Origin of the sequence: Ochrobactrum quorumnocens (assembly GCF_002278035.1) — a bacterium.
Classification (GTDB): domain Bacteria; phylum Pseudomonadota; class Alphaproteobacteria; order Rhizobiales; family Rhizobiaceae; genus Brucella; species Brucella quorumnocens.
The window spans coordinates 851,124-873,465 of sequence record NZ_CP022604.1; the positions used below are offsets into that span (position 1 = coordinate 851,124).

The following is a 22,342-nucleotide window of genomic DNA, read 5'->3' on the forward strand; positions in this document are numbered from 1 at the left end:
GCCTTGTGAAGAACGCACTTTTTCATGATTAGGGTACATGGAAGTAACCGCGCCGCTGGCAAGGGCGATCAGTCGAGAATGAAGCGCCAGAAGTTTGCCCAAGGAGATAGAATGACGATCAACACACGCCCGGATGCTAAAGCGCCGCTATTGTCATCGACGGCTGCGTTTCAGTCTGACCCCGATGGCGAAGGCTTATGTCCTATCCGCGAAGTTCTCGACCGGGTCGGTGATACGTGGAGCATCCTCGTTGTTTTCAATTTGCAAACGGGGTCGATGCGTTTCAATGCATTGCGTCGTGCTATTGAAGGGATTTCCCAGCGGATGCTTACTGTCACCTTGCGTTCGCTTGAGCGTGATGGGCTTGTGGCGCGCCATGTCCGTCCAACGTCGCCGCCAGAGGTTGAATATTCGCTGACCGAGCTTGGCCACTCGCTGGCGGTGCCGATTGATGTTCTTGGCCAGTGGGCGGTCAAGAATCGTAAGGAAATGCGCGAAGCTCGTTCACGCTTTGATGGCGGTGTCGAAGAATAGGGAACCTGATACCGGCGCATTCGTTACTCTCCCAGCAAAGGGAGTAAGAACAATGCCAGCAAAATCACAGGCTCAGCAAAAAGCTGCAGGTGCCGCTCTTGCCGCCAAGCGTGGCGAGATCAAGAAAAGCGAGCTGATCGGCGCTTCAAAAGAAATGTACGAATCGATGACCGAGAAAGAGCTCGAAGAGTTTGCTGAGACCAAACATAAAGGCCTGCCAGAACACGTCTCAGACAAAAAGAGCAACTGATTAACATCAGCTGCTCTGATATCCGGAGCAACCAGCGCTTATTACGCGCCTTTTCCGGGTGCCAATTCAATTGCCTTAAGCTTACCGCCAGTTATGCCACAGCGCAGGGTGATCGTATCCCATTGTGTGCCGCCGCTTTTGGTGCGGGCTTCTCCGGGTACTGAAATAACGGCAGAAACCTTGCTCGCGTCTTTCGCGCTGAACTTCGATGATTTGTCATTGGTTGTGGCAGCAGCGATATCGTCCTTGGTGAAGCCGAGACGATCATATTTCTTGCTCTTCTTCACGTAATCATAGGCGCTGGCGATGCAATCAGCCACTTGTGGCGAAGCTTGCTGGTCTTTCACGAGGGTCTGGTAGTTGCCAGTGAAATCCTTGGAGCGTTTCGGTACAGCGTCTGCATGAGCCGCGCCCGCGATGCCAAGAGTAAAAATTGCCGAAAGTATAATTTTGGTCGATTTCATGGATCGTTTCCTTTGAAAGGTCACCGCGCAAAAGTGCAGTGAGCAAAATCGATAATGACGATGCTATTAGAAAGGCAGTTTGGGCTTTTTAATGATGTCCCCCGTCTAGTGTGGTGGATTTGAAGTTCCCATCATTTGTGTTGCATCCACGTTTAGGAACTTCAAATCCGTAAACCACACTCGATTCAATATCATACCAGCTCGAGAATATCTTATTGGCAGATTCGAGCAAGGCAGGATTTGCCGTGGCAACCCTGATCCAGATGCATGTTTGTAAGGTGTGCCGCATCCCCATCTGGTCCGATCACGGTCATGAAAAGCTTGCAACTTGCGCCATGCACAGCACGCCAGAACGCTTTGTCTTTTTCTGATCCGTTCCAGCCGCTTTCGAGTTCAGTTTTAGACCCATCCGAGAATTTGAACGACATGATATCGAGCGCATTGGCGAATGCATGCTCAGAAACACGGCCGGTTGATGCGCCATTAACGTTGCGGCATTGATAATCCGATCCAGTGCCAATTTCGGTGATCTTGACGCTATCGCCATACACTTTTTTAGCGGCATCTTTGACGTTTGTAGACCATTCAGCGAGTGTGACGGCCATGGCGCAGTTTGTCGTGACTGCATTTGCAAATTTTACAGGTTCATTTTTGCCAATAGCAGTGAGTGAGAGCGGCGAAAGCGCCCTGCATTGCGAGCCATCTTCGATCGGTGGCAAAAGCTTTCCCTCCACGTCGCCTGCCATCAATGCTGGACACGATACCTGATAGATACGTTCGGCCTTTTTTGGCTCAGGCTGTTCATCAACGGGCTTGGATTGTTTCATAGGTTGTTCGGGTTTTTTCTCAGGCAATGGCGTTACATCGGCGGGCGCAGGCACAGGCACCACTGGTGTAGGCTCTTTTGCCTCTTCACGTGCCGGGGCAGGCGTTGGCACCGGAACTATGTTGGAGGATGGTAACGCCTTGCTCTGGGTCGAAGAGGCGGCCTTTGATTGCTGGCGCTTCGTATTGCGTTTTTTCTTTGGGCGTTTTTTGGCAGACGGCTGCTTTGCGTTACCGCTCAACACCCTTTCAATGAGGTTCTGTGCATTTGCCGTTGTAGGTCCGGTCATGTTTTCACCGGGGAGTATCGTGATAGCGACGGCGACGAGACAGGTAATAATAATCTTTTGAAAGAAAGAGAAAGAAACGGCCATGTTCACCTCTTTTGATAGCGAGCGCTATGGCCTAATGTCGAAGGAGGGCTTGTCGTTCCTTCACACTTGATGGCAGATCGTTGCATTTAGTCTTCGGGGGGATATCAACGTGTATGTACCCGAAAATGGCTTCACACTTTTCTGGATGCGCGATAAACGGCTGAAATGGCCGAAAATCAGGGCTTCAGCCTTGACAAGATGACACCTCCATGACTAAAAGCCGCCATCGCTGGAGCCTAAACGCTCCGGCGTTTCATTTGACGTGTCCCGTGGATGAAGATCGCAGCTGCGCGCTTCATTCTGTCAGTCCTTGTAAAACAAGGGCAGAGGAGGGCGCGTTTCCTATCTGTGCCGCAAGGCGCACCAACTTTTTAAAGGAAATGCGATGAGCAAGCGCGAATCCGCTAAGTACAAAATTGATCGCCGTCTTGGCGAAAACATCTGGGGCCGTCCGAAGTCCCCTGTGAACCGTCGTGAATATGGCCCAGGCCAGCACGGTCAGCGCCGTAAGGGCAAGCTGTCCGACTTCGGTGTACAGCTCCGTGCAAAGCAGAAGCTCAAGGGCTTCTACGGCGATATCTCGGAAAAGCAGTTCCGCAAGACCTATGACGAAGCAGCTCGCCGCAAGGGCGATACCGGTGAAAACCTCATCGGCCTGCTCGAATCGCGTCTGGATGCGGTTGTGTACCGCGCAAAGTTCGTTCCAACGATCTTCGCTGCACGCCAGTTCATCAACCACGGCCACGTGAACGTGAACGGTCGCCGCGTCAACATTCAGTCGTTCCGCCTCAAGGCTGGTGACGTTGTTGAAGTTCGTGAAAAGTCGAAGCAGCTCGTTATTGTTCTCGAAGCAGTTTCGCTCGCAGAACGCGACGTTCCTGACTACGTTGAAGTCGATCACAACAAGATGGTTGCAACCTTCGCACGCGTTCCAGTTCTGGGTGACGTTCCATACGCAGTTCAGATGGAACCAAACCTCGTCGTCGAATTCTATTCGCGTTAATTCTGAGCCTCTAGCTCAGTCTGCAGAAATAAATGGCCGCCCTTGGTTCCCCCAAGGGCGGCTTTTTTGTATGTAGGTCTAAATTTCTCTCATTCGTAGGAAGCACTATGAACGCTTTCGATCCAAACATTGCTGAAGATGCCGGAGCTGACGGTTGTCATCCGCTTTTTCGTGATGTGCCGACGTCGGTCGAATTCAACAAGCTGCGCAAGCGCCTGTTGCGGCTGACACGTCAGGCTGTTGATGACTTCGCCATGGTAAAGCCCGGTGAGCGCTGGATGGTGTGCCTCTCAGGCGGCAAGGATTCTTACGGTCTGCTTGCTTTGCTGCTCGATCTTAAATGGCGTGGCTTGCTGCCGGTGGAATTGCTGGCGGTCAATCTGGATCAGGGGCAACCGAATTTTCCAAAACATATTCTGCCTGAATTTCTGAACAATTACGGCATCGAACACCGCATCGAATATAAGGATACTTATTCGATTGTGACTGAGAAGCTGCCTGCAACGAGCACCTATTGCTCGCTTTGCTCGCGATTGCGTCGTGGCAATCTTTATCGCGTCGCGCGTGAAGAGGGCTGCTCTGCAATCGTTCTCGGTCATCATCGAGAAGATATTCTCGAAACCTTCTTCATGAACTTGTTTCATGGTGGTCGTCTCGCGGCCATGCCACCAAAGCTTCTCAACGACGAAGGCGATCTGATGGTGTTCCGTCCGCTTGCGTACGTAGCTGAGGAAGATCTCGAAAAGTTTGCCACGGCAATGGAGTTTCCGATCATTCCGTGCGATCTGTGCGGCAGTCAGGAAGGTCTTCAACGCAATGCAATGAAGGCGATGCTGACCGACATTGAAAAGCGTATGCCTGGCCGCAAGGATACGATGATCCGCGCCATGACTAACGTGCGCCCAAGCCATCTGCTTGATCGCAACCTGTTTGATTTCGCTGGCCTGACGGCGGGTGGTGATATGGAGAATGATAGTGAAGTTTGATGAAAATCAGATCGATTGGTTGGCTGACCTTCTCGCAGACGCCGCAAACGAAGAAATCATGCCGCGCTTTCGGCAGTTGGGGCAGGGTGATATTCGCCAGAAGACCTCTCCGGCAGACCTCGTGACCGAAGCCGATGTAAACGCAGAACGCTATATCACAGCACGTCTCAATGAACGCTTTCCCGGCGCTTTGATTGTTGGCGAAGAAGCTTGTTCCGACGATGAAACGCTGTTGAATGGCCTCGGCGATGCGGACCTTGCATTCACCATTGATCCGGTTGACGGCACCTTCAACTTCGCATCAGGCGTTCCGCTGTTTGGTGTGATGTTGGCAGTTGTGTCGAAGGGTGAAACGGTTGCCGGTATTATTTATGATCCGGTTGGCAAGGACTGGATACTGGCCGCAAAAGGCGGTGGTAGTCATATCCGCTACCTAAATGGTTCCACGAGTCCCGTGCGCGTGGCAGAAGCTGCGGATATATCGCAGATGACGGGATCGGTTTCCTGGCAATATACAGCCGAGCCGACACGGTCGCGTCTTGCGCGCAATCACACGAAGTTCCTGTCACAAATCGGCTATCGCTGTGCCGCACATGAATATCGCATTATCGCGACCGGTGGCGCGCATTTTGCGGTCTATAACAAGCTGATGCCATGGGATCATTTACCGGGTGCACTCATTCATCAGGAAGCAGGCGGATATCTCGCGCGCTGGGATGAAAGCCCGTATCTGCCGTCACATACAGGCGGCGGGATACTCGTCGCGCCTGACAAGGAAAGCTGGAAAGCAATTCAGACAGCCCTTTGGGCTGAATAAGGAAAAGCCCGCCAATTGGCGGGCTTTTTAATTGATAATCAGATCGGTTTGTTGTGCGGTTTGAACATTTTACCACGCTCCGCAATCAAAACGCAGATGAATGCAATGAAGCCCAACACACAGTAACCTGCTGCAACAGGCGTCGTCGTTCCGTCAAATGCCTGACCGATGACTGCGCCAAGTGCTGCACCGATCACCGTCTGTGCAAAACCCAGAACGGAGGATGCCGTGCCAGCCACTTCACCGAGTGGCTCCATGGCGAGGGCGTTAAAATTTGATACAACCAGGCTGAACGAGAACATGATAGTCATGTAGATCGCCATCAGAATCCAGAACGGCACAGGGCCACTAAACACTACTGAAAGCACAACCCAAAGCAGGCTAAAGCCGACGAATACCAGCAACATTGTCTGCGAAATTCGGCGCATTCCGTAACGCCCGACAAGGCGCGAATTAAGGAATGAGGCGAGTGCAAGTGTCATTGCCACGGCAGCAAAAGCCAGTGGGAACATCGTGCCGAGCTGGTATATGCCGACGAAAATCTGCTGCGCGGAATTGATGTAGCCAAACAACGCGCCGAGAATGAATGACGTGCCGAACATGTAGAAAAGAGCAACACGGTTGGAGAGAACAATACCGAAACCTCCAATAACGCTCTTCACTGTAAGCGGACGGCGATGATCAACGGGCAGGGTTTCAGGCAGGCGAATATAGGCCCAGACGGCGACAACAGCGGCCATTATCGCCATCGAGAGGAAGATCAGGTGCCATTCGCCAAACAACATGATCAGCTGTCCCGTGGCCGGCGCTATGACTGGCAGGATCATGAAAACCATCATGACAAGCGACATGACTTCAGCCATCTGGCGTCCGGCAAAGCGATCACGCACGACGGAAACGGCAATGACACGTGTTGCTGCGGCACCCAGCCCCTGTAGCACGCGCAAGACAATGAGCGTCGTAAAATCGGTTGCAACCGCAGCTCCGAGAGCTGCGAGAATATAGATCGCCAAGCCACCAAATAGCGGCAGTCGTCGACCGAAGCGGTCGCTCAGTGGACCGTAAAACAGCTGCGATACGCCAAAGCCCAACAGATAGGCCGTGATGACAAACTGCGCGTGGTTTTCAGTGAGAACCCCAAGGCTAGCTCCAATCTGCGGCAGACCGGGCAGCATGATATCAACCGCAAGCGCATTGATTGCCATGATTGCAGCGATAAGAGCAATAAATTCGGTGCGTCCGCGCATGGATGCTTTCTGGTCCGGCGAACCGTTCCTGATGTCTAGCGGCATGACTGGTATTCCTTGGCATAATTATGTGCCACTTGCAGAACAGGCGGCGTGAGATCGGAGATTTCTTAAACAAGTCTGGCGGGCGAGACCCGTTTAGCCTGAATATCAGGCCAATATAAAAGGCGCCACTAATCGGCGCCTTTTAGAATAAAACGGAGGCAAAAGCCGTATGAGGGGTAATTAATCCTCAAGCAGCCTTGGTGGCAATACCCTTGTCAGCAAAAAGTGTCTGCAATTCGTTTGACTGGAACATTTCGCGTACGATATCGCAGCCACCAATGAACTCGCCCTTGACATAGAGCTGAGGGACGGTTGGCCAGTTGGAATAATCCTTGATGCCCTGACGGATATCGTCGGAAGCGAGCACGTTAACGCCTTTATAGTCGACTCCGAGATAGTCAAGAATCTGTACGACCTGACCGGAAAAACCACACTGTGGGAAGCCTGGCGTGCCCTTCATGAACAGCACGATATCGTTGGTCTTCACTTCATTGTCGATAAAATCGTTGATTCCGGTCATTTCAATTCCTTTCAGGATGCCGGTTCAAATCCCGGCCCGCGTAGGGAGAGGTTCTGCCTCAATATAGTAAGCTGAGCTTTGGTAATCACCCTCTAGAGGTGAAAGCAAGTCAAATTAGCGCGAATTCGGGCTAGATTGGGGGCAACATCTTGCCGCAGGAAGAAAATCACCGCCTCTAATTGTTAATTCCGATGCTGCTCTTGCACGTTTCCATGCCCAGATAGTTTGTCCCGCAAGCGTAATAATCAGAGGCGGTGTATTTCAGTTATTCCGGTATGCTGGTCTGAAGGGCGAGCGCATGAAGTACGCCGCCCATATTACCCTTTAGAGCGTCATAAACCATCTGATGCTGCTGAACGCGCGACTTGCCACGGAAGCTTTCCGCGACCACTTCGGCAGCATAATGATCTCCATCTCCGGCAAGGTCGCGGATCGTAACCTTTGCGCCGGGAATCCCTTCGCGTATCAGTTTTTCGATCTCATGAGAGTCCATAGCCATGCAAAAACTCCCGCCATTTCTGGCTTTTTATAGCATTCCCAACAAACGTGCATAGCGGTTTTGCGTTGGATAATGCGAAGAACAAATAGGTATATCGAATCGTAACGTATCATCGTGATACGTCAACATTGAACTGTCTACAGCATTTCCAGCAAAAGTGCGCAGCGGTATTGCTTCGGATAATGCGAAAAGCGAAGGCTTAAATTGTCGGCAAGCAAACGCCCGGCAAGGTGTCCCCAGCCGGGCGTTCATTGGTGATGGTTCTGGCCAATAAGGTTTAGTTGTCGACTGCAGCTTCACCGCTCATGAAGCCTGGGAACCAACCTTCAAAAGCCTGGTTGAGATCAGCAACAGCAACGTCCACGGTTCCTGTGAATTGCAGGCGATCACCACCGACTGTGCCCAGTACGCGGAATGGAATCCCGGCACCTTCGGCATTCAATGCAATGAGCTTTGCCATTTCTGGCGTTGCGGCAATAACATAGCGCGCCTGATCTTCACCGAAGAGAGCCGCATGAGGCAGGCCGTCACCTGCGTCAAGCACAGCGCCCTTGCCTGATTTGATTGCCATTTCAGCAATCGCAATTGCAAGGCCGCCATCGGATAAATCGTGACAAGCAGTTACCTGACCATTGCGGATCGCCGAACGGACAAATTCGCCGTTGCGCTTTTCGAATGCAAGATTAACAGGCGGAGGAGGGCCATCAGCGCGGTCAAACATATCTCGCAGGTAGACGGACTGGCCGAGATGCGTGCCGTCGGTGCCCAAAAGTACCAGCGTATCGCCGTCCTGCATGCCGCCTATCTTGGCCATTTGTGACCAATCAGGGATCAGACCAACGCCAGCGATGGTTGGTGTTGGCAGGATCGCCTGACCATTGGTTTCATTGTAGAGCGATACGTTGCCAGAAACGATCGGGAAATCAAGCGCACGGCAGGCTTCGCCAATGCCTTCGATAGCCTTGACCAGCTGACCCATGATTTCCGGCTTTTCGGGATTGCCGAAGTTGAGATTATCGGTTGAAGCCAGCGGCTCGGCACCGGTCGCAGTGATGTTGCGCCAGCATTCGGCAACGGCCTGCTTACCGCCTTCAAACGGATCGGCTTCGCAATAGCGCGGTGTGACGTCCGACGAGAAGGCGAGAGCCTTGGTGTCGTGACCTTCAACACGGATCACGCCTGCGTCGCCACCCGGGAGCTGCAAAGAATTACCCTGAATGAGTGTGTCGTACTGCTCATAAACCCAACGACGCGATGAGCCATCAGGCGAACCGATAAGCTTCAACAGGGCTTCAGAATAGTCTTCAACCTGAGGCACATTGCTTGCTGGCAGCGGAGCATGTTTGCCCGGTTCCATCCATGGACGATCATATTCAGGAGCCTCGTCGCCAAGTTCCTTGATCGGCAGGTTGGCAACTTCTTCGCCCTGATGGATGACGCGGAACCGCAGATCGTCGGTGGTCTTGCCGACAATTGCGAAATCGAGGCCCCATTTGCGGAAGATTGCCTGCGCTTCTTCTTCCATTTCCGGCTTGAGAACCATGAGCATACGCTCCTGGCTTTCGGACAGCATCATTTCATACGCTGTCATGTTTACTTCGCGTACAGGAACGTGGTCGAGAATGAGTTCGATACCAAGATCGCCCTTGGCACCCATTTCAACAGCCGAGCAGGTGAGGCCAGCGGCACCCATATCCTGAATGGCGATAACTGCGCCCGAAGCCATCAGCTCAAGGCAGGCTTCCAGAAGGCACTTTTCAGTAAATGGATCGCCAACCTGAACAGTAGGACGCTTTTCTTCAATGGATTCATCGAACTCTGCCGATGCCATAGTAGCGCCACCAACGCCATCACGACCCGTCTTGGCCCCAAGATAGACAACCGGCAGGCCAACGCCTTTGGCTTCGGACAGGAAGATGCCGTCATGTTTGGCAAGGCCTGCAGCAAATGCATTGACGAGAATATTGCCGTTATAGCGCTTGTCGAAGTTCACTTCACCGCCAACGGTCGGAACGCCGAAAGCATTGCCGTAGCCGCCAACGCCGGAAACAACGCCGGAAACAAGATGGCGGGTCTTTGGATGATCAGGTTCGCCAAAGCGCAGCGCGTTCATTGCTGCCACCGGGCGAGCACCCATTGTGAACACGTCACGTAAAATACCGCCAACGCCAGTTGCCGCGCCCTGATAAGGCTCGATGTAAGATGGGTGGTTGTGGCTTTCCATCTTGAAGACGACGCAATCGCCATCGCCAATGTCCACAACACCGGCATTTTCGCCGGGGCCCTGAATAACACGAGGGCCGGTTGTCGGGAGTGTACGCAGCCACTTCTTCGACGACTTGTAGGAACAATGTTCATTCCACATGGCCGAGAAAATGCCGAGCTCCGTGAAGCTTGGTTCGCGTCCGATCAGGTCGAGGATACGCTGATATTCGTCCGGCTTGAGGCCGTGGGCAGAGATAAGTTCCGGCGTGATGTCGCGCTTATTGGAAATAGTCATTGAGCTGAGGGACCCCGTGGCAGGCTGCGGTACCCGAAAACTTCTGCCGAAGGGCGGACACCTAAGGTTTCAAGGGGCCTCTTTAACCTAACTCTGTCAGAAGCGCGACAGGAAAATGCCGATTTCCCGGCTCAAATGCTGCCTTCATAGCCTGCTTGTTCATTTTCCAGCAGTTGGCGCAAAGTTGTGAAGCCATTTTCCACCAGAGCACGGTCTGTTGGCGAAGAAAACGCAATGCGAACCCGGTGGTATGTCCGATCAATGCGTCCAGCTTTGAACTCGTCTTCGTCATCGATCAACAGGCCGTTTTCATATGCGGCTGCTTTGAATGTGCTCGTGAGCCAGGGTTCAGGCAGCTTCAACCACAGGATTGGCACGTGCGGCGAAGAAACAAAGTCATAACCGGCAAAGATTTTGCGGGCCAGTTGCTCCCGCCATTCGATTTCAGCAGAGCATTTGTCCAGAAGAGCTGTCGCTTGACCGGAAAGCACCATTTGAGCGGTGGTTTCAGCAAGCAGAAACGAAACGCCTCCCGTCATCAGCTTGTGCGTGACACGCAAACGCTGCGCGCAATGCGGAGGGCAGGCGACCCATCCGCAACGCAAGCCAGCAGTCACAGCCTTTGAAAGACTGCCCAGCAAGAAAGTGCGTTCCGGCGCAATATCAGCGATTTTCGGTATGTTTGATCGCGTCATGACCCCGTAGGTGTCATCTTCGATAAGCCAGACATTATGACGTGCTGCGATACTGGCAATAGCTAACCTACGCTCATAGGGCATGGTTGCGAGCGTTGGATTGTGAATGCTTGGCATCAGAAATGCCATTGCCGGGTGCTGTTGATTGCAGACCCGCTCGAACTCTTCAGGGATCATGCCATATTCGTCACTCGCAGCAATGGCGATGCGCCGCCCCGTAATCCGCACGGAACGACTGACCTGCGTATAGGTGAGGTCTTCAAAGACGATCCGGTCGCCGGGGGCGGTAAAAGCCGTGATTGCAGCGATTGCGCCCGCATGAGCGCCATTGGTAATCACGATGTTACTCGCATCGGCGGGCGCGTTTTCCTGATCGAGCCATTGTCGCCCGGCTTCCAGCCAATGTTGCGGGAAATGCCGCGTGTAATTGACGACCTCATGTGGGAAATTGCGGATAACGGATGCGATAAGCGGCTCAAGCACGGCGTTCTGCCCAACATCGGGTGCGGCAGTCGTATCGAAACGCCCCTTATCGAGGGGAGCATCCTGAACGCGCGTACCGGCGATGCCATCGCTTGAATAGGCCGGAGGTGCATTCTTGCGATCTTGATTGCCCAGTACATACGTACCGCGGCCGACTTCACCGGTTACAAGTCCTCGCTCATGCGCGAGAGCATAGGCTCGTCCAATTGTGCCGATTGTCACCTTGAGATCATAGGCGAGATTACGTTGCGGTGGCAATTTCTGTCCGGCTGGCAGCGCGCCATCTACAATTGCTTCTTCAATGGCATCAGCCAGTTGAAGGTAGAGAGGGCCGGATTTATCGGTGAGGTCTGGGAGCCAATTTGTCATGGTCACAATATAAGCATTGTATCGATATTTGAGTCAATTGTATTTACTTCACAGGCGCCTGATTGGTGCAAAATAGTGATTAAGCCCAGAAATGAAGGCAGTGTGCTATGACCTATGTGTCAGTCAAGCATGATGAAATAGATACAATTGATACAATGCAAGGCAGGGAAAGCGTTGTTTCTTATACACCGCGCCCGATCTGGCAGAGTTTCGTTGATTGGTGTTCTCTACGTCTCATGCTGCGCCGCAGTCGCATTCAGTTGATGGACCTGACGGATGAACAACTCCGGGATATTGGCATAACGCGGGGTGCGGCTCACAAGGAAGCGCGCAAGGTGCGCTTCCATATCCGCTAAAGCATGCATCCAAAACTGGGAACCGGTTCTGGGCGTAAGGACATGCTGATTAAAGCATGTCGCGCTCAAATGGATTCATTTGAGCTGCCACGAACATGCGATAGTTAAAAGAATCTAGAGCGAGCATCATGGGTGCAATTAAACGCGACACGCTCTAGGCTCCAAACCCAATTAAACATTTGATCAAATTACTTCTTCATGATTCACTCTCCTGATAACGGGAGTTTTGGAGCATGGCAGGAGAATTCTGGCTTGATGATCGGCAATGGGCAGTGATCGCTCCTTTGCTTCCAACGAACCAACCCGGCGCGCATCGAACTGACGACCGCCGGGTGATTAGCGGCATCATCCATGTGCTGCGCACTGGCTGTCGGTGGCAGGATTGCCCCGCTGTCTACGGTCCCTCGACAACCATCTACAATCGTTTCCATCGTTGGTCTGCCAAAGGCATATGGCGGCAACTATTCGAAGCACTGGTGCAGACGACCAATCGCGACATTCACATGATCGACAGCACCACCGCAAAGGCGCACCGATCTGCTGCTGGCGGAAAAGGGGGGCGGAAGCTCAAGCCATCGGTCGATCGCGAGGCGGCAGATCGACAAAAATACATGCTGTTGTCGATGGTTGTGGCCGCCCAGTCGCACTGAGAATAACCCCTGGGCAGCGCGGTGACGCTCCCATTGCCATCCCACTGCTTGAGCCACTGCCGCCAAGCAACCTGTGCGCTGCCGATACGGCTTACGATAGCAACGCGTTACGCGATTTTCTCAAAGCTCGCGGCACTGAACCGGTCATTCCAAATAATCCGACCCGTAAGCGGATCAAACCTTTCAACCCAATTGCCTACCGCCGCCGAAACATCATCGAACGCACCTTTTGCCGCCTCAAGGACTGGAGGAGGGTCGCGACACGATATGACAAGCTCATGCTGAACTTTACAGCCACATGCTATATCGCTGCCATCGTCACATGGTGGCTCAATTGAGTCTGGACCCTAGAGCGCCGTGCGCCCTCTTGGGCGCACAAAGGTCGCTCTAACACTCTATATTTACAGCATAATTTTACCTTAAACTGATTCAAGTTGAAGGAATTATGCTGTAGGCTGATAAAATGGATCAGCAGTCCTTCTGACCGGACGCCCAGCGATTGATGTCCTTGGCAATGCGGCCGCCATGCGCCTGTTGCATCATCGGACCAAAAGCCTCGATGCGGGCAGGGTTGCCTTGGGCTTGGACAACAAGCAGTGGCCGTCCAGCCAAATTGCGCGAAGACACCACCAGAAAACGTGGACGCCCGGTAAACGAGTTGAGTTCCGGTGCAAGTGTATAGCCGCGGAAATCCTTATCCTTGGATTTGAACCAGCAGCTGTTTGCCCCAAGTGCTATGCGCTCCATGGTCGGAAGTGCTGCCTTATTGGAATCGATAGAAACGGGGCCGGGTGCAGGCTTCGGCGTACAAGCTGCAAACAGTGCAAGCGCTGGAAGTGCTACAAGCGCAATGGTCTTATTCTTCAAGGAAGACTCCATCAGAACGTTTTCAGCAGAGCCATCAAGGGTTTGGCTGGCCGATAAACGCGTAGAAACAAGATATTAAGGCATTTCCTGCAAGAGCGCGAAGCGGTTTTGTGGGAGGTGAATGCGCAAGAACAAATAGTTAAAGCGCATGTTTAAAGAATGCGCTTAGTATTGGTTGGGATAACTCAGGCAAGCTGCGGCATGAAAGCCTTCAACCCGTCATTCATTTCATTCCAGATAAGTTCGAACACCGGATCCTGCTTTGCTTTCACCGCATATGTGTCGAATTTTGGGTAAGCTTCCAGCAAATCTGATTTTCCAGAAAGCTTCTTCAGCGGTTCCATGAGAAACCGCACAGGCACCAGCCACGCATCGGCGAGCGTTGGCGCATCGCTAAGCGCAAAAGCCTGATCGGTGAGCCGTGATTCAACCACACTTAAACCTGTACGAAGCTTGGTGAACAGTCGATCAATGGTGGCGTCGTCCTTCTCAGGCTTGCTGAGCAGAATGAACAGCTTCATCGCTGGCCCAAGCACTTCGAGTTCAGTCACGCGTGCCAAAAGCCGAATGAGCGCACGCTCCCGGGGACTACCGGGCAGAACAGGCGTTTCTGGAAAATGGTCTTCCAGATATTCGGCGATAATGGCTGCTTCAAATAGTGTCTCTCCAGAGCCGGTTATCAGCACCGGAACACGCTTTAAAGGCGTCACATGAATGAAGTCTTCTGGAAACGGATAGGGAAGGTTAATAGGTTTGAACGGTAGTTCCTTGAGATAAAGAACACCACGTACAAAAGCGGAATAGGGGGAGAGTGGGCGTGAATATAGCTGCATCGATATCGTTCCCCGATTCGGTGTATTCAGGAAGTATCTGACGATCAAGCTGCCATGAATTTTTCTGCAAGGCTAGGCCCTGAGAACGGAGTTCTCATTTGCCAGCTCAATTGAACCGTCCGATGTAAGGCAATAAAAAATGGCCGCCGTTTTGCAACGAAGGCCATTTGATCTGTTTATCAGCGGCTAATCGCTTAGGCAGCGATACCGAGAGCGCCTGCAAAAAGTGCGCGGCCATCATCTCCGCCATGTGCACCTTCAATCAGGTTTTCAGGATGAGGCATCATGCCAAGGACGTTGCCGCGCGCATTGACGATGCCTGCGATATCGTTGACCGAGCCGTTTGGATTTGTCCCGTCCGCATAACGGAATACAACCTGACCTTCACCTTCGATACGCTTGAGCGTTTCGTCATCAGCGAAGTAGTTGCCGTCATGATGGGCGACAGGGCAACGGATGATCTGGCCAGGCTGATAACCACGTGTGAAGGCGGTATTGGCGTTGCTGATTTCAAGCTTCACTTCACGGCAGACGAACTTCAGCGAAGTGTTGCGCATCAAAGCGCCCGGCAGCATTCCGGCTTCGACGAGAATCTGGAAGCCGTTACAAACGCCGATGACCATTATGCCCTTATCGGCCTTTTCGTGAATAGCTTGCATAATGGGCATGCGGGCTGCAATTGCACCACAACGCAGGTAATCGCCGTAGGAGAAGCCACCTGGGATGAGGATCAGATCAACATCGTCGGGGATGCTGGTATCAGTCTGCCAGACGGTTACAGGCGCCTGACCAGAAATCTTTGTTATGGCCGCAATCATATCGCGGTCACGATTAAGGCCGGGAAGAAGAACGACTGCTGCTTTCATGGCGTTTTACGTCTCTTTGAATTTGAGTGCCCTTCAAAACCGCTCATCAGCTGTTCTGAAGGCGCGCAAGAAATAATCTGAACCGCAGCCTGTCAGCCAATGACGATCGCGTAATCTTCAATAACCGTGTTGGCGAGCAGCTTCTCGCACATGGCCTTGAGATCGGCTTCAGCTTTTGCCTTGTCCGAGCCTTCGAGTTCGAGATCGAAGACTTTGCCCTGACGGGCAGAATTGATGCCTTCGAAACCCAGGCTGCCGAGCGCGCCTACAATGGCTTTGCCCTGTGGGTCGAGAACGCCGTTTTTCAGTGTAACGGTGACGCGTGCCTTGATCACTGAGTAGTTCCTGCTGATCTAGAGCATTTCCAGCAAAAGTGCGAAGCGGTTTTGCGTAGGATAATGCGACAAACAAAATTACTTAGAGCGTTTCGCATGGTTCAGTTAAAACAGGAAACGCTCTCGCGTAACAACAATGAAAACAGCCCGGAACGCGAGTTGCCGGGCTGTGCGGATTTTACTTCACAAGCGTAGGGCCGGAAGGACGAGGCGTTTCGTTCTCGTTCATAATGCCGAGACGGCGCGCCACTTCCTGATAGGCCTCAACCAGCCCGCCCATATCGCGGCGGAAGCGGTCTTTGTCGAGTTTGTCATTTGTGGTGACATCCCAAAGACGCGCTGAGTCTGGCGAGATTTCGTCGGCGACGACGATACGCATCATATCGCCTTCGAACAGACGGCCGCACTCCATCTTGAAGTCAACAAGTTGGATGCCAATGCCAAGGAACAGGCCGGTGAGGAAGTCGTTGACGCGAATGGCAAGAGCCATGATGTCGTCGATTTCCGCAGGGCTTGCCCAACCGAAAGCTGTAATATGCTCTTCGGTGACCATTGGATCGTCGAGCGCGTCTGCCTTGTAATAGAACTCGATGATCGAGCGTGGCAGAACAGTGCCTTCTTCGAGGCCGAGGCGCTTTGACAGCGAACCGGCAGCAACATTACGCACAACAACCTCAAGCGGAATGATTTCCACTTCCTTGATCAGCTGCTCACGCATGTTGAGACGGCGGATAAAGTGGGTTGGAATTCCAATGCGGTTAAGCTGGGTGAAAATGTGCTCGGAGATGCGGTTATTCAACACGCCTTTTCCGTCAACAACTTCATGCTTCTTCGCGTTAAACGCGGTTGCGTCATCCTTGAAGAATTGGACAAGCGTACCGGGCTCAGGGCCTTCATAAAGAATCTTGGCCTTGCCCTCGTAAATACGGCGGCGACGGTTCATGGCTTTTCTCGGATTTCCAAAAATGTGATGATCGGCTTTTGCCGCTATTCTCGCGGGCTACGTATAGCAATTGTGGGCTTTTAACAATCCTGCTTTGTACCCGTTCCCCCGTTTTAAGTGATTCAGAGCCGGATAAATCAAGAAAGTGTTGTTTGGCTCTTGTATAATCTTGCGCCCCTTGCCAGCTTTAGGCAAGAGAACGGATGACGATCTCGCATAACTTAGAGCGTGTTGAATTTTGGGATAAGTCTCAGTACACGCGCTAAGCATTTGTTTTGCTGCATTGTCTTATGCAAAAGTTTAACTGCTTTTGCAGGAAATGCTTAAAGTCTTGGGAGCTGTATTAATGACCACTGGCATGGATGACCGCCGCAACGCTTTCGAAAGCAAATTCGCACTTGATGCGGAGTTGCGCTTCAAGGCAGAAGCTCGCCGCAACAAGATTCTTGGTCTCTGGGCCGCAGAATTGCTTGGCAAGCACGATGCAGACGCTGATGCCTATGCTCGTGAAGTTGTTGCAGCTGATTTTGAAGAAGCGGGTGATGAAGACGTCTTCCGCAAGCTGCGTGCTGATTTCGACGCGGCGAGTGTGAAAGTGACGGACGAAACCATTCGCGAGAAGATGTTTGCTTTCCTCGAGGAAGCAATTCAGCAGGTCCAAAAGGACTAAATGATATTCAGGGGCGGAAATGCAAAGCGCATTTTCGCCCTTATCATTTGGAGCGTATCCCGAAAAGCGGGAGCCGGTTTTCGGAGAAAGATGCGCGTAAAAACAAATAGATAGAACATTTCCATTGTTTCAGTCTAAACAGGAAATGCTCTTGAGTAGGGGAATAAGCATGTCTTTGTCTTCGCGTCTTCGTGCCGGAGAAACAGTTCTTTCCGCATGGTCATCCTTGCCGGAAATACTGACAGTTGAGGTTTTGGCTCACAGTGCTCTTGAGGCTGTAACGCTTGATATGCAGCACGGTGGCCATGATGAGCAAAGTGTGCTGCGCAGTCTTGGGTTGATCCTGAACGCAGGAAAGCCACCCGTCGTTCGTATTCCGGTTGGACGTTTTGATATGGCAAGCCGTGCGCTCGACTTTGGCGCTCAGGCTGTAATCGCGCCAATGATCAACTCGGTTGAAGATGCACGCAGATTTGCAGCAGCGATGAAATATCCGCCGGTTGGTGAGCGTTCGTGGGGCGTTTTCCGAGCCAATGCCGATTACGGCGCGCCAGGTTCGAATGACTATCTCGTGACGGCCAATCAGGACACGCTGGCTTTCGCGATGATTGAAACGCGCGATGCATACGACGCACTTGATGCGATTCTCGATGTACGCGGTATTGATGGCGTATTCGTTGGTCCTGCCGACTTCTCGATTGCCTGGAGCAATGGCCGCGAAGCCAATCCGGATTCCGAAGCAATCATCGAGCCGATTAGCATCATTGCACGCAAGGCAGCTGCTGCAGGGAAATTTACAGGCATTTACTCGCCTTCGGCAGAATTCGCACGTCGCTATATTCCGCTTGGCTTCCAGTTTCTGACATTAGGAAATGACGGCGGCTACATTCGCCTCGGTGCCAAGACGCTTGTGGATGCTGTTCGCGCATAAGAAAAAAGCGGCAGATGGATTGTCATCTGCCGCTTTTAAACTGGATATGAATCTATTTAATCAGATGTACTTATAACTTATTGAATTAGTGATGTTTTACAGGTTGCAGCTGGGTCATGAATTCAGCAAAAACCATTGAGCCTTCAGGCCATGGGCCGTGGCCTGATTCCGAATTGATGTGCCCGGATTCACCTGCATCTATCAACATCGCGCCCCAATCCTTCACAACCTCTTCTGCGGCTTCAAAGCTTGAGAACGGATCGTTGCGACTGACGACTGTGATCGTCGGAAAAGGCAAACGCTCACGCGGATAAGGACCAAAGGTCATAAGATGCTTGGGCCGGATCTTTTCATTTGAGACGTCCGGTGGTGCCACAAAAAATGCGCCAGCAATCTTATGCTGAATGTGCGGCATGGCGTGAAGCGCGGTCGCGACACCCAGTGAATGCGCGACCAGAACAATAGGCTTTGTGGCCTCATTGGCGGCTTTCACAAGCTGTGCGACCCAATCGTCCTTTACGGGTTTCGACCATTCGGCCTGCTCGACACGCCGAGCCGTCGAGAGTTTGCTCTCCCAACGGGTCTGCCAGTGATCGGGGCCGGAATTGGTGTAGCCAGGGATAATGAGGATATCTGTGTCTTTGACTTTCATGCCTCCTATTTAGAGGCGATTTTGCATGTCTTCAAGCTTGCTAAAGCGTGTCGAGCTCAAATGGATTCATTTGAGCTCCCGCGAACATGTGACAGCTAAAAGAATTTAGAGCGAGCGCCATGGGTGCGATTAAGCGGGACACGCTCTAATTGCATAGCGCGAAAAGTATTAAGCGCCTTGGTATAAGACGGGTACTCGAAGATGACTGACGCAAATGATGAACAGCTTGTTCGATGATCGCTATCTTGTGAAACGCTCTCCGAATTGTGATCTTTGGCGAGAAGATAACTACGGAGAGGATGTAACGACTATGGCCATCAGCAGAAGAACTATGCTTGGTTCTGCAGGCGCAGCCGTTATGAGCAATATTCTTTCCGCGCGCGCAGAAATGCCGCCGAAGGAGAATGAAATGACTGAGACGCTGAAGACGGCCACCACCGAAAAGGTCGTTTCCAACAACACTGCAAAAAACGCACCTTTGCCCTTCGCAATGACGACACCAGTACGTGTGGCGCGTGTTGGTCTTAAGGCGCGCGATGCTGAAGGCCTTGCAGAGTATTATCGCAACGTTGTGGGCTTGCGGGAGATGACACGCCGTGGAGCTTCCATTGTTTTGGGCGCAGGTGATCGCGAACTGATGGAAATCGAACAGTTTTCCGCAGCTAAACCTGATGATCCACGCAGTGCAGGTCTTTATCACACGGCATTTCTGTTACCGACACGTGGCGATCTCGCACGCTGGTCGCGTCGTGCTATCGACAAGCAGTTGCCCGTTGCCGGTGCATCCGACCACAATGTCAGTGAAGCAATTTATCTGACCGATCCGGAAGGGAACGGCATCGAAATCTATTCCGATCGCCCACACAATACGTGGCAGTGGAACGGTGATCGTGTGAAAATGGGTACCGATGCGCTTGACGTTAAAGACCTTCTCGATGTTATCGATCGTGAGGGCGGTGAATGGAACGGTGCGCCACAGAATACCGTCATTGGTCATGTCCACTTGCGCGTGGGCAATGCAAAGGATGCCGAAGCTTTCTGGCATCAGCAACTGGGCTTTGATACCGTGCAGACCTATGGCGACAAGGCAGTTTTTTTGTCTACGGGTGGATATCATCACCACATCGGCGCAAATGCCTGGCAGAGCTCTGGTGCTGGTAAACGTGATCAGGACCGCACTGGCCTTGGATGGGTTGAGATGGAAGATACGCGAGGCGGCAATAACCGCGCCTTTGAAGATCCATGGGGCAATGTAATCAATACGATTAAAAAGAGCGCATAACCCGAGATAATAAAAAGCCCCATGTTTAGAGAAACATGGGGCTTTTTTCGAGTTTGACGTTTGAAACAGCGTATGTGTCAGTTGGGATTCAAACGTCAAATTCAATCCACTACAGCATAATTCCTTAAACTTGAATCAGTTTAAGGTAAAATTATGCTGTAAATATAAAGTGTTAGAGCGACCTTTGTGCGCCCAAGAGGGCGCACGGCGCTCTAGACCCTAAATCTCAGCCGAAAACGCGCTTGAAAATCGTATCGACATGCTTGGTGTGATAGCCAAGGTCAAACTTTTCGCGGATCTGTTCTTCGGAGAGTGCTGCACGCACTTCCTGATCGGCCAGCAGTTCTTCAAGGAAGTCTGCCCCCTGTTCCCAGACACGCATCGCATTGCGCTGCACGAGGCGATAGGAATCCTCACGGGAAACACCAGCCTGCGTAAGAGCCAACAGCACGCGCTGTGAATGCACGAGACCACGGAATTTGTTCATGTTCTTGAGCATGTTGTCTGGATAGATCACCAGCTTCTCGATAACGCCAGCCAGACGGTTCAGCGCGAAATCAAGCGTGATGGTGGTGTCCGGACCAATCGCACGCTCGACACTCGAATGTGAAATATCGCGTTCATGCCAGAGAGCAACGTTTTCCATAGCAGGCACAACCGACATACGAACCAGACGGGCGAGACCGGTCAGGTTTTCGGTCAGAACAGGGTTACGCTTGTGCGGCATAGCGGACGAGCCCTTCTGGCCGGGTGAGAAGAACTCTTCTGCTTCCAGAACTTCTGTGCGCTGCATGTGACGGATTTCGATTGCAACATTTTCAATCGACGAAGCGATAACGCCAAGCGTTGCAAAGAACATGGCATGGCGGTCGCGCGGGATAACCTGCGTTGAAACTGGCTCAGCTTCGAGACCGAGCTTTTCGCAGACATATTCTTCAACGCGTGGATCGATATTGGCGAAAGTGCCAACAGCACCCGACACCGCACCGGTTGCGATTTCGGCGCGGGCTGCAACGAGACGAGCACGGTTACGCGACATCTCGGCGTAGAAACGTGCAAATGTGAGACCCATTGTTGTCGGCTCGGCATGAATGCCATGGCTGCGACCAATACGAACGGTATCCTTATGCTCGAAAGAACGCTTTTTGAGCGCTGCAAGCACGCGGTCCATGTCTGCGAGAAGCAGATCAGCGGCGCGTACGAGCTGCACATTCAGCGTCGTGTCGAGCACGTCCGAAGAGGTCATACCCTGATGCACAAAGCGGCTGTCCGGGCCGATGAATTCAGCAAGATGCGTCAGAAATGCAATGACGTCATGCTTGGTGACGGCTTCGATTTCATCGATGCGCGCAACGTCGAACTTTGCAACGCTACCCTTTTCCCAAATGGTCTTGGCAGCTTCCTTTGGGATTACGCCCAGTTCAGCGAGCGCTTCGCAGGCATAGGCCTCAATTTCGAACCAGATACGGAATTTGGTTTCGGGAGACCAGATGGCGACCATTTCTGGTCGGGAATAGCGCGGGATCATGGGCATATCCTGTTTTGGCGGCCCGTCTGCCGGGCTGCAGGTCTTGGGTAAAGGGAATGCGCGGTGTTTAGCAGAGCGCAAGGCTCTGCTCAATGCACTCGCCCCGGGAAAATAGTTCAGCGTGCTGCTTCTGCTGCTTGGCGAATGGCTGCGATGTTGGCGCGGTAGGTTTCTACCGAGATACCCTTGTAGACAGCAGAACCGGCAACAAGAATATTTGCACCTGCAGCAACAACCGATCCAGCGGTTTCAGGTGTAATGCCACCATCCACTTCAATGTCGATTGGACGGTCACCGATCATATCACGCACGCGCTTGATCTTGTCGAGCATAGGCGCAATGAACTTCTGACCACCAAAGCCCGGATTGACCGTCATGACGAGAACGAGGTCAACGTCATCGATCACATTTGTCAGAGCCTCGACAGGGGTCGCAGGGTTGAGCGCCAGACCAGCCTTTTTGCCCAAAGCACGGATGCTCTGAAGCGAGCGGTGCGTATGCGCGCCAGCTTCGGCATGGATCGTGATCAGATCGCAGCCTGCATCAGCGAAGTGCTCGAGATAGGGGTCGCAAGGCGCAATCATGAGATGCGTATCGAAGAAAGCCTTGGTGCGCGGACGAATGGCTTTTACCACCTGTGGACCAAACGTGATGTTTGGCACGAAATGACCGTCCATGACGTCGATATGAATCCAGTCGGCACCCGCTTCAAGCACGGCATCAACTTCTTCTCCAAGACGCGCAAAGTCAGCGGACAAAATGGATGGGGCGATAGCGATAGGACGCATGTTTGTCTCCCTTGCAGGATGTTTTCACAT

The 22,342-nt window shown here is 52.4% G+C and carries 24 protein-coding genes and 1 pseudogene; 10 read left to right on the forward strand and 15 right to left on the reverse strand.

Going from position 1 to position 22,342, the window contains the following annotated elements:
- Positions 1 to 111 precede the first annotated feature (111 nt).
- Positions 112 to 534, forward strand: coding sequence for a winged helix-turn-helix transcriptional regulator (locus CES85_RS13555; protein ID WP_095446458.1), 423 nt, complete (start codon positions 112 to 114; stop codon positions 532 to 534).
- Between the two features lie 52 nt (positions 535 to 586).
- Positions 587 to 784, forward strand: coding sequence for a DUF3008 family protein (locus tag CES85_RS13560; RefSeq protein ID WP_094576906.1), 198 nt, complete (start codon positions 587 to 589; stop codon positions 782 to 784).
- 41 nt (positions 785 to 825) lie between these two features.
- Here CES85_RS13560 and bspC read toward each other — a convergent pair whose 3' ends face one another.
- Both bspC and CES85_RS13570 read right to left on the reverse strand, forming a co-directional pair.
- On the reverse strand, positions 826 to 1,248 hold the full coding sequence (gene bspC / locus CES85_RS13565; protein WP_095446459.1) for a type IV secretion system effector BspC: 423 nt from the start codon (positions 1,246 to 1,248) through the stop codon (positions 826 to 828).
- Positions 1,249 to 1,460: 212 nt separating this feature from the next.
- Entirely contained in the window at positions 1,461 to 2,447 is a 987-nt protein-coding gene (locus CES85_RS13570; RefSeq protein ID WP_095446460.1) for an extensin family protein, read from the reverse strand.
- Positions 2,448 to 2,832: 385 nt separating this feature from the next.
- Here CES85_RS13570 and rpsD point away from each other — a divergent pair, with 385 nt between their 5' ends.
- From rpsD to CES85_RS13585, 3 genes are all read left to right on the forward strand, one after another.
- Positions 2,833 to 3,450 (forward strand): 30S ribosomal protein S4, encoded by a 618-nt coding sequence (rpsD, locus tag CES85_RS13575; protein ID WP_024897500.1) that lies wholly within the window; start codon positions 2,833 to 2,835, stop codon positions 3,448 to 3,450.
- A 107-nt stretch (positions 3,451 to 3,557) separates the two neighbouring features.
- Positions 3,558 to 4,436 carry a tRNA 2-thiocytidine(32) synthetase TtcA gene (gene ttcA, locus CES85_RS13580; RefSeq protein ID WP_095446461.1) on the forward strand — a complete coding sequence of 293 codons (879 nt, stop codon included), beginning with the start codon at positions 3,558 to 3,560 and terminating at the stop codon, positions 4,434 to 4,436.
- Entirely contained in the window at positions 4,420 to 5,253 is an 834-nt protein-coding gene (locus CES85_RS13585) for an inositol monophosphatase family protein (protein ID WP_210318531.1), read from the forward strand. The genes ttcA and CES85_RS13585 overlap by 17 nt, the downstream gene beginning before the upstream one ends.
- Before the next feature lie 38 nt (positions 5,254 to 5,291).
- On the opposite strand, the gene CES85_RS13590 is transcribed toward CES85_RS13585, so the two are convergent.
- The 5 genes from CES85_RS13590 to CES85_RS13610 all read right to left on the reverse strand — a co-directional run bounded on the left by CES85_RS13590 (position 5,292) and on the right by CES85_RS13610 (position 11,611).
- Positions 5,292 to 6,545, reverse strand: coding sequence for a multidrug effflux MFS transporter (locus CES85_RS13590; protein ID WP_095446463.1), 1,254 nt, complete (start codon positions 6,543 to 6,545; stop codon positions 5,292 to 5,294).
- 187 nt (positions 6,546 to 6,732) lie between these two features.
- Positions 6,733 to 7,065 (reverse strand): Grx4 family monothiol glutaredoxin, encoded by a 333-nt coding sequence (grxD, locus tag CES85_RS13595; RefSeq protein ID WP_095446464.1) that lies wholly within the window; start codon positions 7,063 to 7,065, stop codon positions 6,733 to 6,735.
- A gap of 265 nt (positions 7,066 to 7,330) precedes the next feature.
- A complete protein-coding gene (locus CES85_RS13600) occupies positions 7,331 to 7,564 on the reverse strand; it encodes a BolA/IbaG family iron-sulfur metabolism protein (protein ID WP_095446465.1) in 234 nt (77 codons plus the stop codon).
- A 277-nt stretch (positions 7,565 to 7,841) separates the two neighbouring features.
- Positions 7,842 to 10,064, reverse strand: coding sequence for a phosphoribosylformylglycinamidine synthase subunit PurL (purL, locus tag CES85_RS13605; RefSeq protein WP_095446466.1), 2,223 nt, complete (start codon positions 10,062 to 10,064; stop codon positions 7,842 to 7,844).
- 131 nt (positions 10,065 to 10,195) lie between these two features.
- A complete protein-coding gene (locus CES85_RS13610) occupies positions 10,196 to 11,611 on the reverse strand; it encodes an aminotransferase-like domain-containing protein (RefSeq protein WP_095446467.1) in 1,416 nt (471 codons plus the stop codon).
- Positions 11,612 to 11,718: 107 nt separating this feature from the next.
- Between CES85_RS13610 and CES85_RS13615 the strand changes: the two genes are divergently transcribed.
- Both CES85_RS13615 and CES85_RS13620 read left to right on the forward strand, forming a co-directional pair.
- The gene (locus CES85_RS13615; protein ID WP_095446468.1) at positions 11,719 to 11,967 is read left to right on the forward strand and encodes a DUF1127 domain-containing protein; all 249 of its coding nucleotides are present in this window, start codon (positions 11,719 to 11,721) and stop codon (positions 11,965 to 11,967) included.
- A gap of 233 nt (positions 11,968 to 12,200) precedes the next feature.
- A pseudogene (locus CES85_RS13620) lies at positions 12,201 to 12,886 on the forward strand (IS5 family transposase); the annotation flags it as partial.
- Positions 12,887 to 13,085: 199 nt separating this feature from the next.
- Here the strand turns inward: CES85_RS13620 and CES85_RS13625 are convergent.
- From CES85_RS13625 to purC, 5 genes are all read right to left on the reverse strand, one after another.
- Positions 13,086 to 13,484, reverse strand: a complete 399-nt coding sequence (locus CES85_RS13625) for a hypothetical protein (RefSeq protein ID WP_095447878.1) — start codon at positions 13,482 to 13,484, stop codon at positions 13,086 to 13,088.
- Between the two features lie 185 nt (positions 13,485 to 13,669).
- Positions 13,670 to 14,317: a glutathione S-transferase family protein gene (locus CES85_RS13630; protein WP_095446469.1), complete on the reverse strand. Its 648-nt coding sequence runs from the start codon at positions 14,315 to 14,317 to the stop codon at positions 13,670 to 13,672.
- Between the two features lie 194 nt (positions 14,318 to 14,511).
- Positions 14,512 to 15,183: a phosphoribosylformylglycinamidine synthase subunit PurQ gene (purQ, locus tag CES85_RS13635; protein WP_095446470.1), complete on the reverse strand. Its 672-nt coding sequence runs from the start codon at positions 15,181 to 15,183 to the stop codon at positions 14,512 to 14,514.
- A gap of 92 nt (positions 15,184 to 15,275) precedes the next feature.
- Positions 15,276 to 15,518: a phosphoribosylformylglycinamidine synthase subunit PurS gene (gene purS / locus CES85_RS13640; RefSeq protein ID WP_094576949.1), complete on the reverse strand. Its 243-nt coding sequence runs from the start codon at positions 15,516 to 15,518 to the stop codon at positions 15,276 to 15,278.
- Between the two features lie 178 nt (positions 15,519 to 15,696).
- Complete coding sequence (gene purC, locus CES85_RS13645; RefSeq protein WP_095446471.1) at positions 15,697 to 16,461, reverse strand: phosphoribosylaminoimidazolesuccinocarboxamide synthase; 765 nt, start codon at positions 16,459 to 16,461, stop codon at positions 15,697 to 15,699.
- Between the two features lie 346 nt (positions 16,462 to 16,807).
- Between purC and CES85_RS13650 the strand changes: the two genes are divergently transcribed.
- Entirely contained in the window at positions 16,808 to 17,131 is a 324-nt protein-coding gene (locus tag CES85_RS13650) for a DUF1476 domain-containing protein (RefSeq protein WP_095446472.1), read from the forward strand.
- A 163-nt stretch (positions 17,132 to 17,294) separates the two neighbouring features.
- Entirely contained in the window at positions 17,295 to 18,062 is a 768-nt protein-coding gene (locus tag CES85_RS13655; protein WP_191794045.1) for an HpcH/HpaI aldolase family protein, read from the forward strand.
- A gap of 85 nt (positions 18,063 to 18,147) precedes the next feature.
- Here CES85_RS13655 and CES85_RS13660 read toward each other — a convergent pair whose 3' ends face one another.
- Positions 18,148 to 18,714: an alpha/beta hydrolase gene (locus CES85_RS13660; protein WP_095446474.1), complete on the reverse strand. Its 567-nt coding sequence runs from the start codon at positions 18,712 to 18,714 to the stop codon at positions 18,148 to 18,150.
- A 310-nt stretch (positions 18,715 to 19,024) separates the two neighbouring features.
- Between CES85_RS13660 and CES85_RS13665 the strand changes: the two genes are divergently transcribed.
- Positions 19,025 to 19,996 carry a VOC family protein gene (locus CES85_RS13665; RefSeq protein WP_235902051.1) on the forward strand — a complete coding sequence of 324 codons (972 nt, stop codon included), beginning with the start codon at positions 19,025 to 19,027 and terminating at the stop codon, positions 19,994 to 19,996.
- 226 nt (positions 19,997 to 20,222) lie between these two features.
- Here CES85_RS13665 and purB read toward each other — a convergent pair whose 3' ends face one another.
- Together purB and rpe are read right to left on the reverse strand one after the other, a co-directional pair.
- Entirely contained in the window at positions 20,223 to 21,524 is a 1,302-nt protein-coding gene (gene purB / locus CES85_RS13670; RefSeq protein ID WP_095446475.1) for an adenylosuccinate lyase, read from the reverse strand.
- 116 nt (positions 21,525 to 21,640) lie between these two features.
- Entirely contained in the window at positions 21,641 to 22,312 is a 672-nt protein-coding gene (rpe, locus tag CES85_RS13675) for a ribulose-phosphate 3-epimerase (protein ID WP_095446476.1), read from the reverse strand.
- Between the last annotated feature and the right edge of the window lie 30 nt (positions 22,313 to 22,342).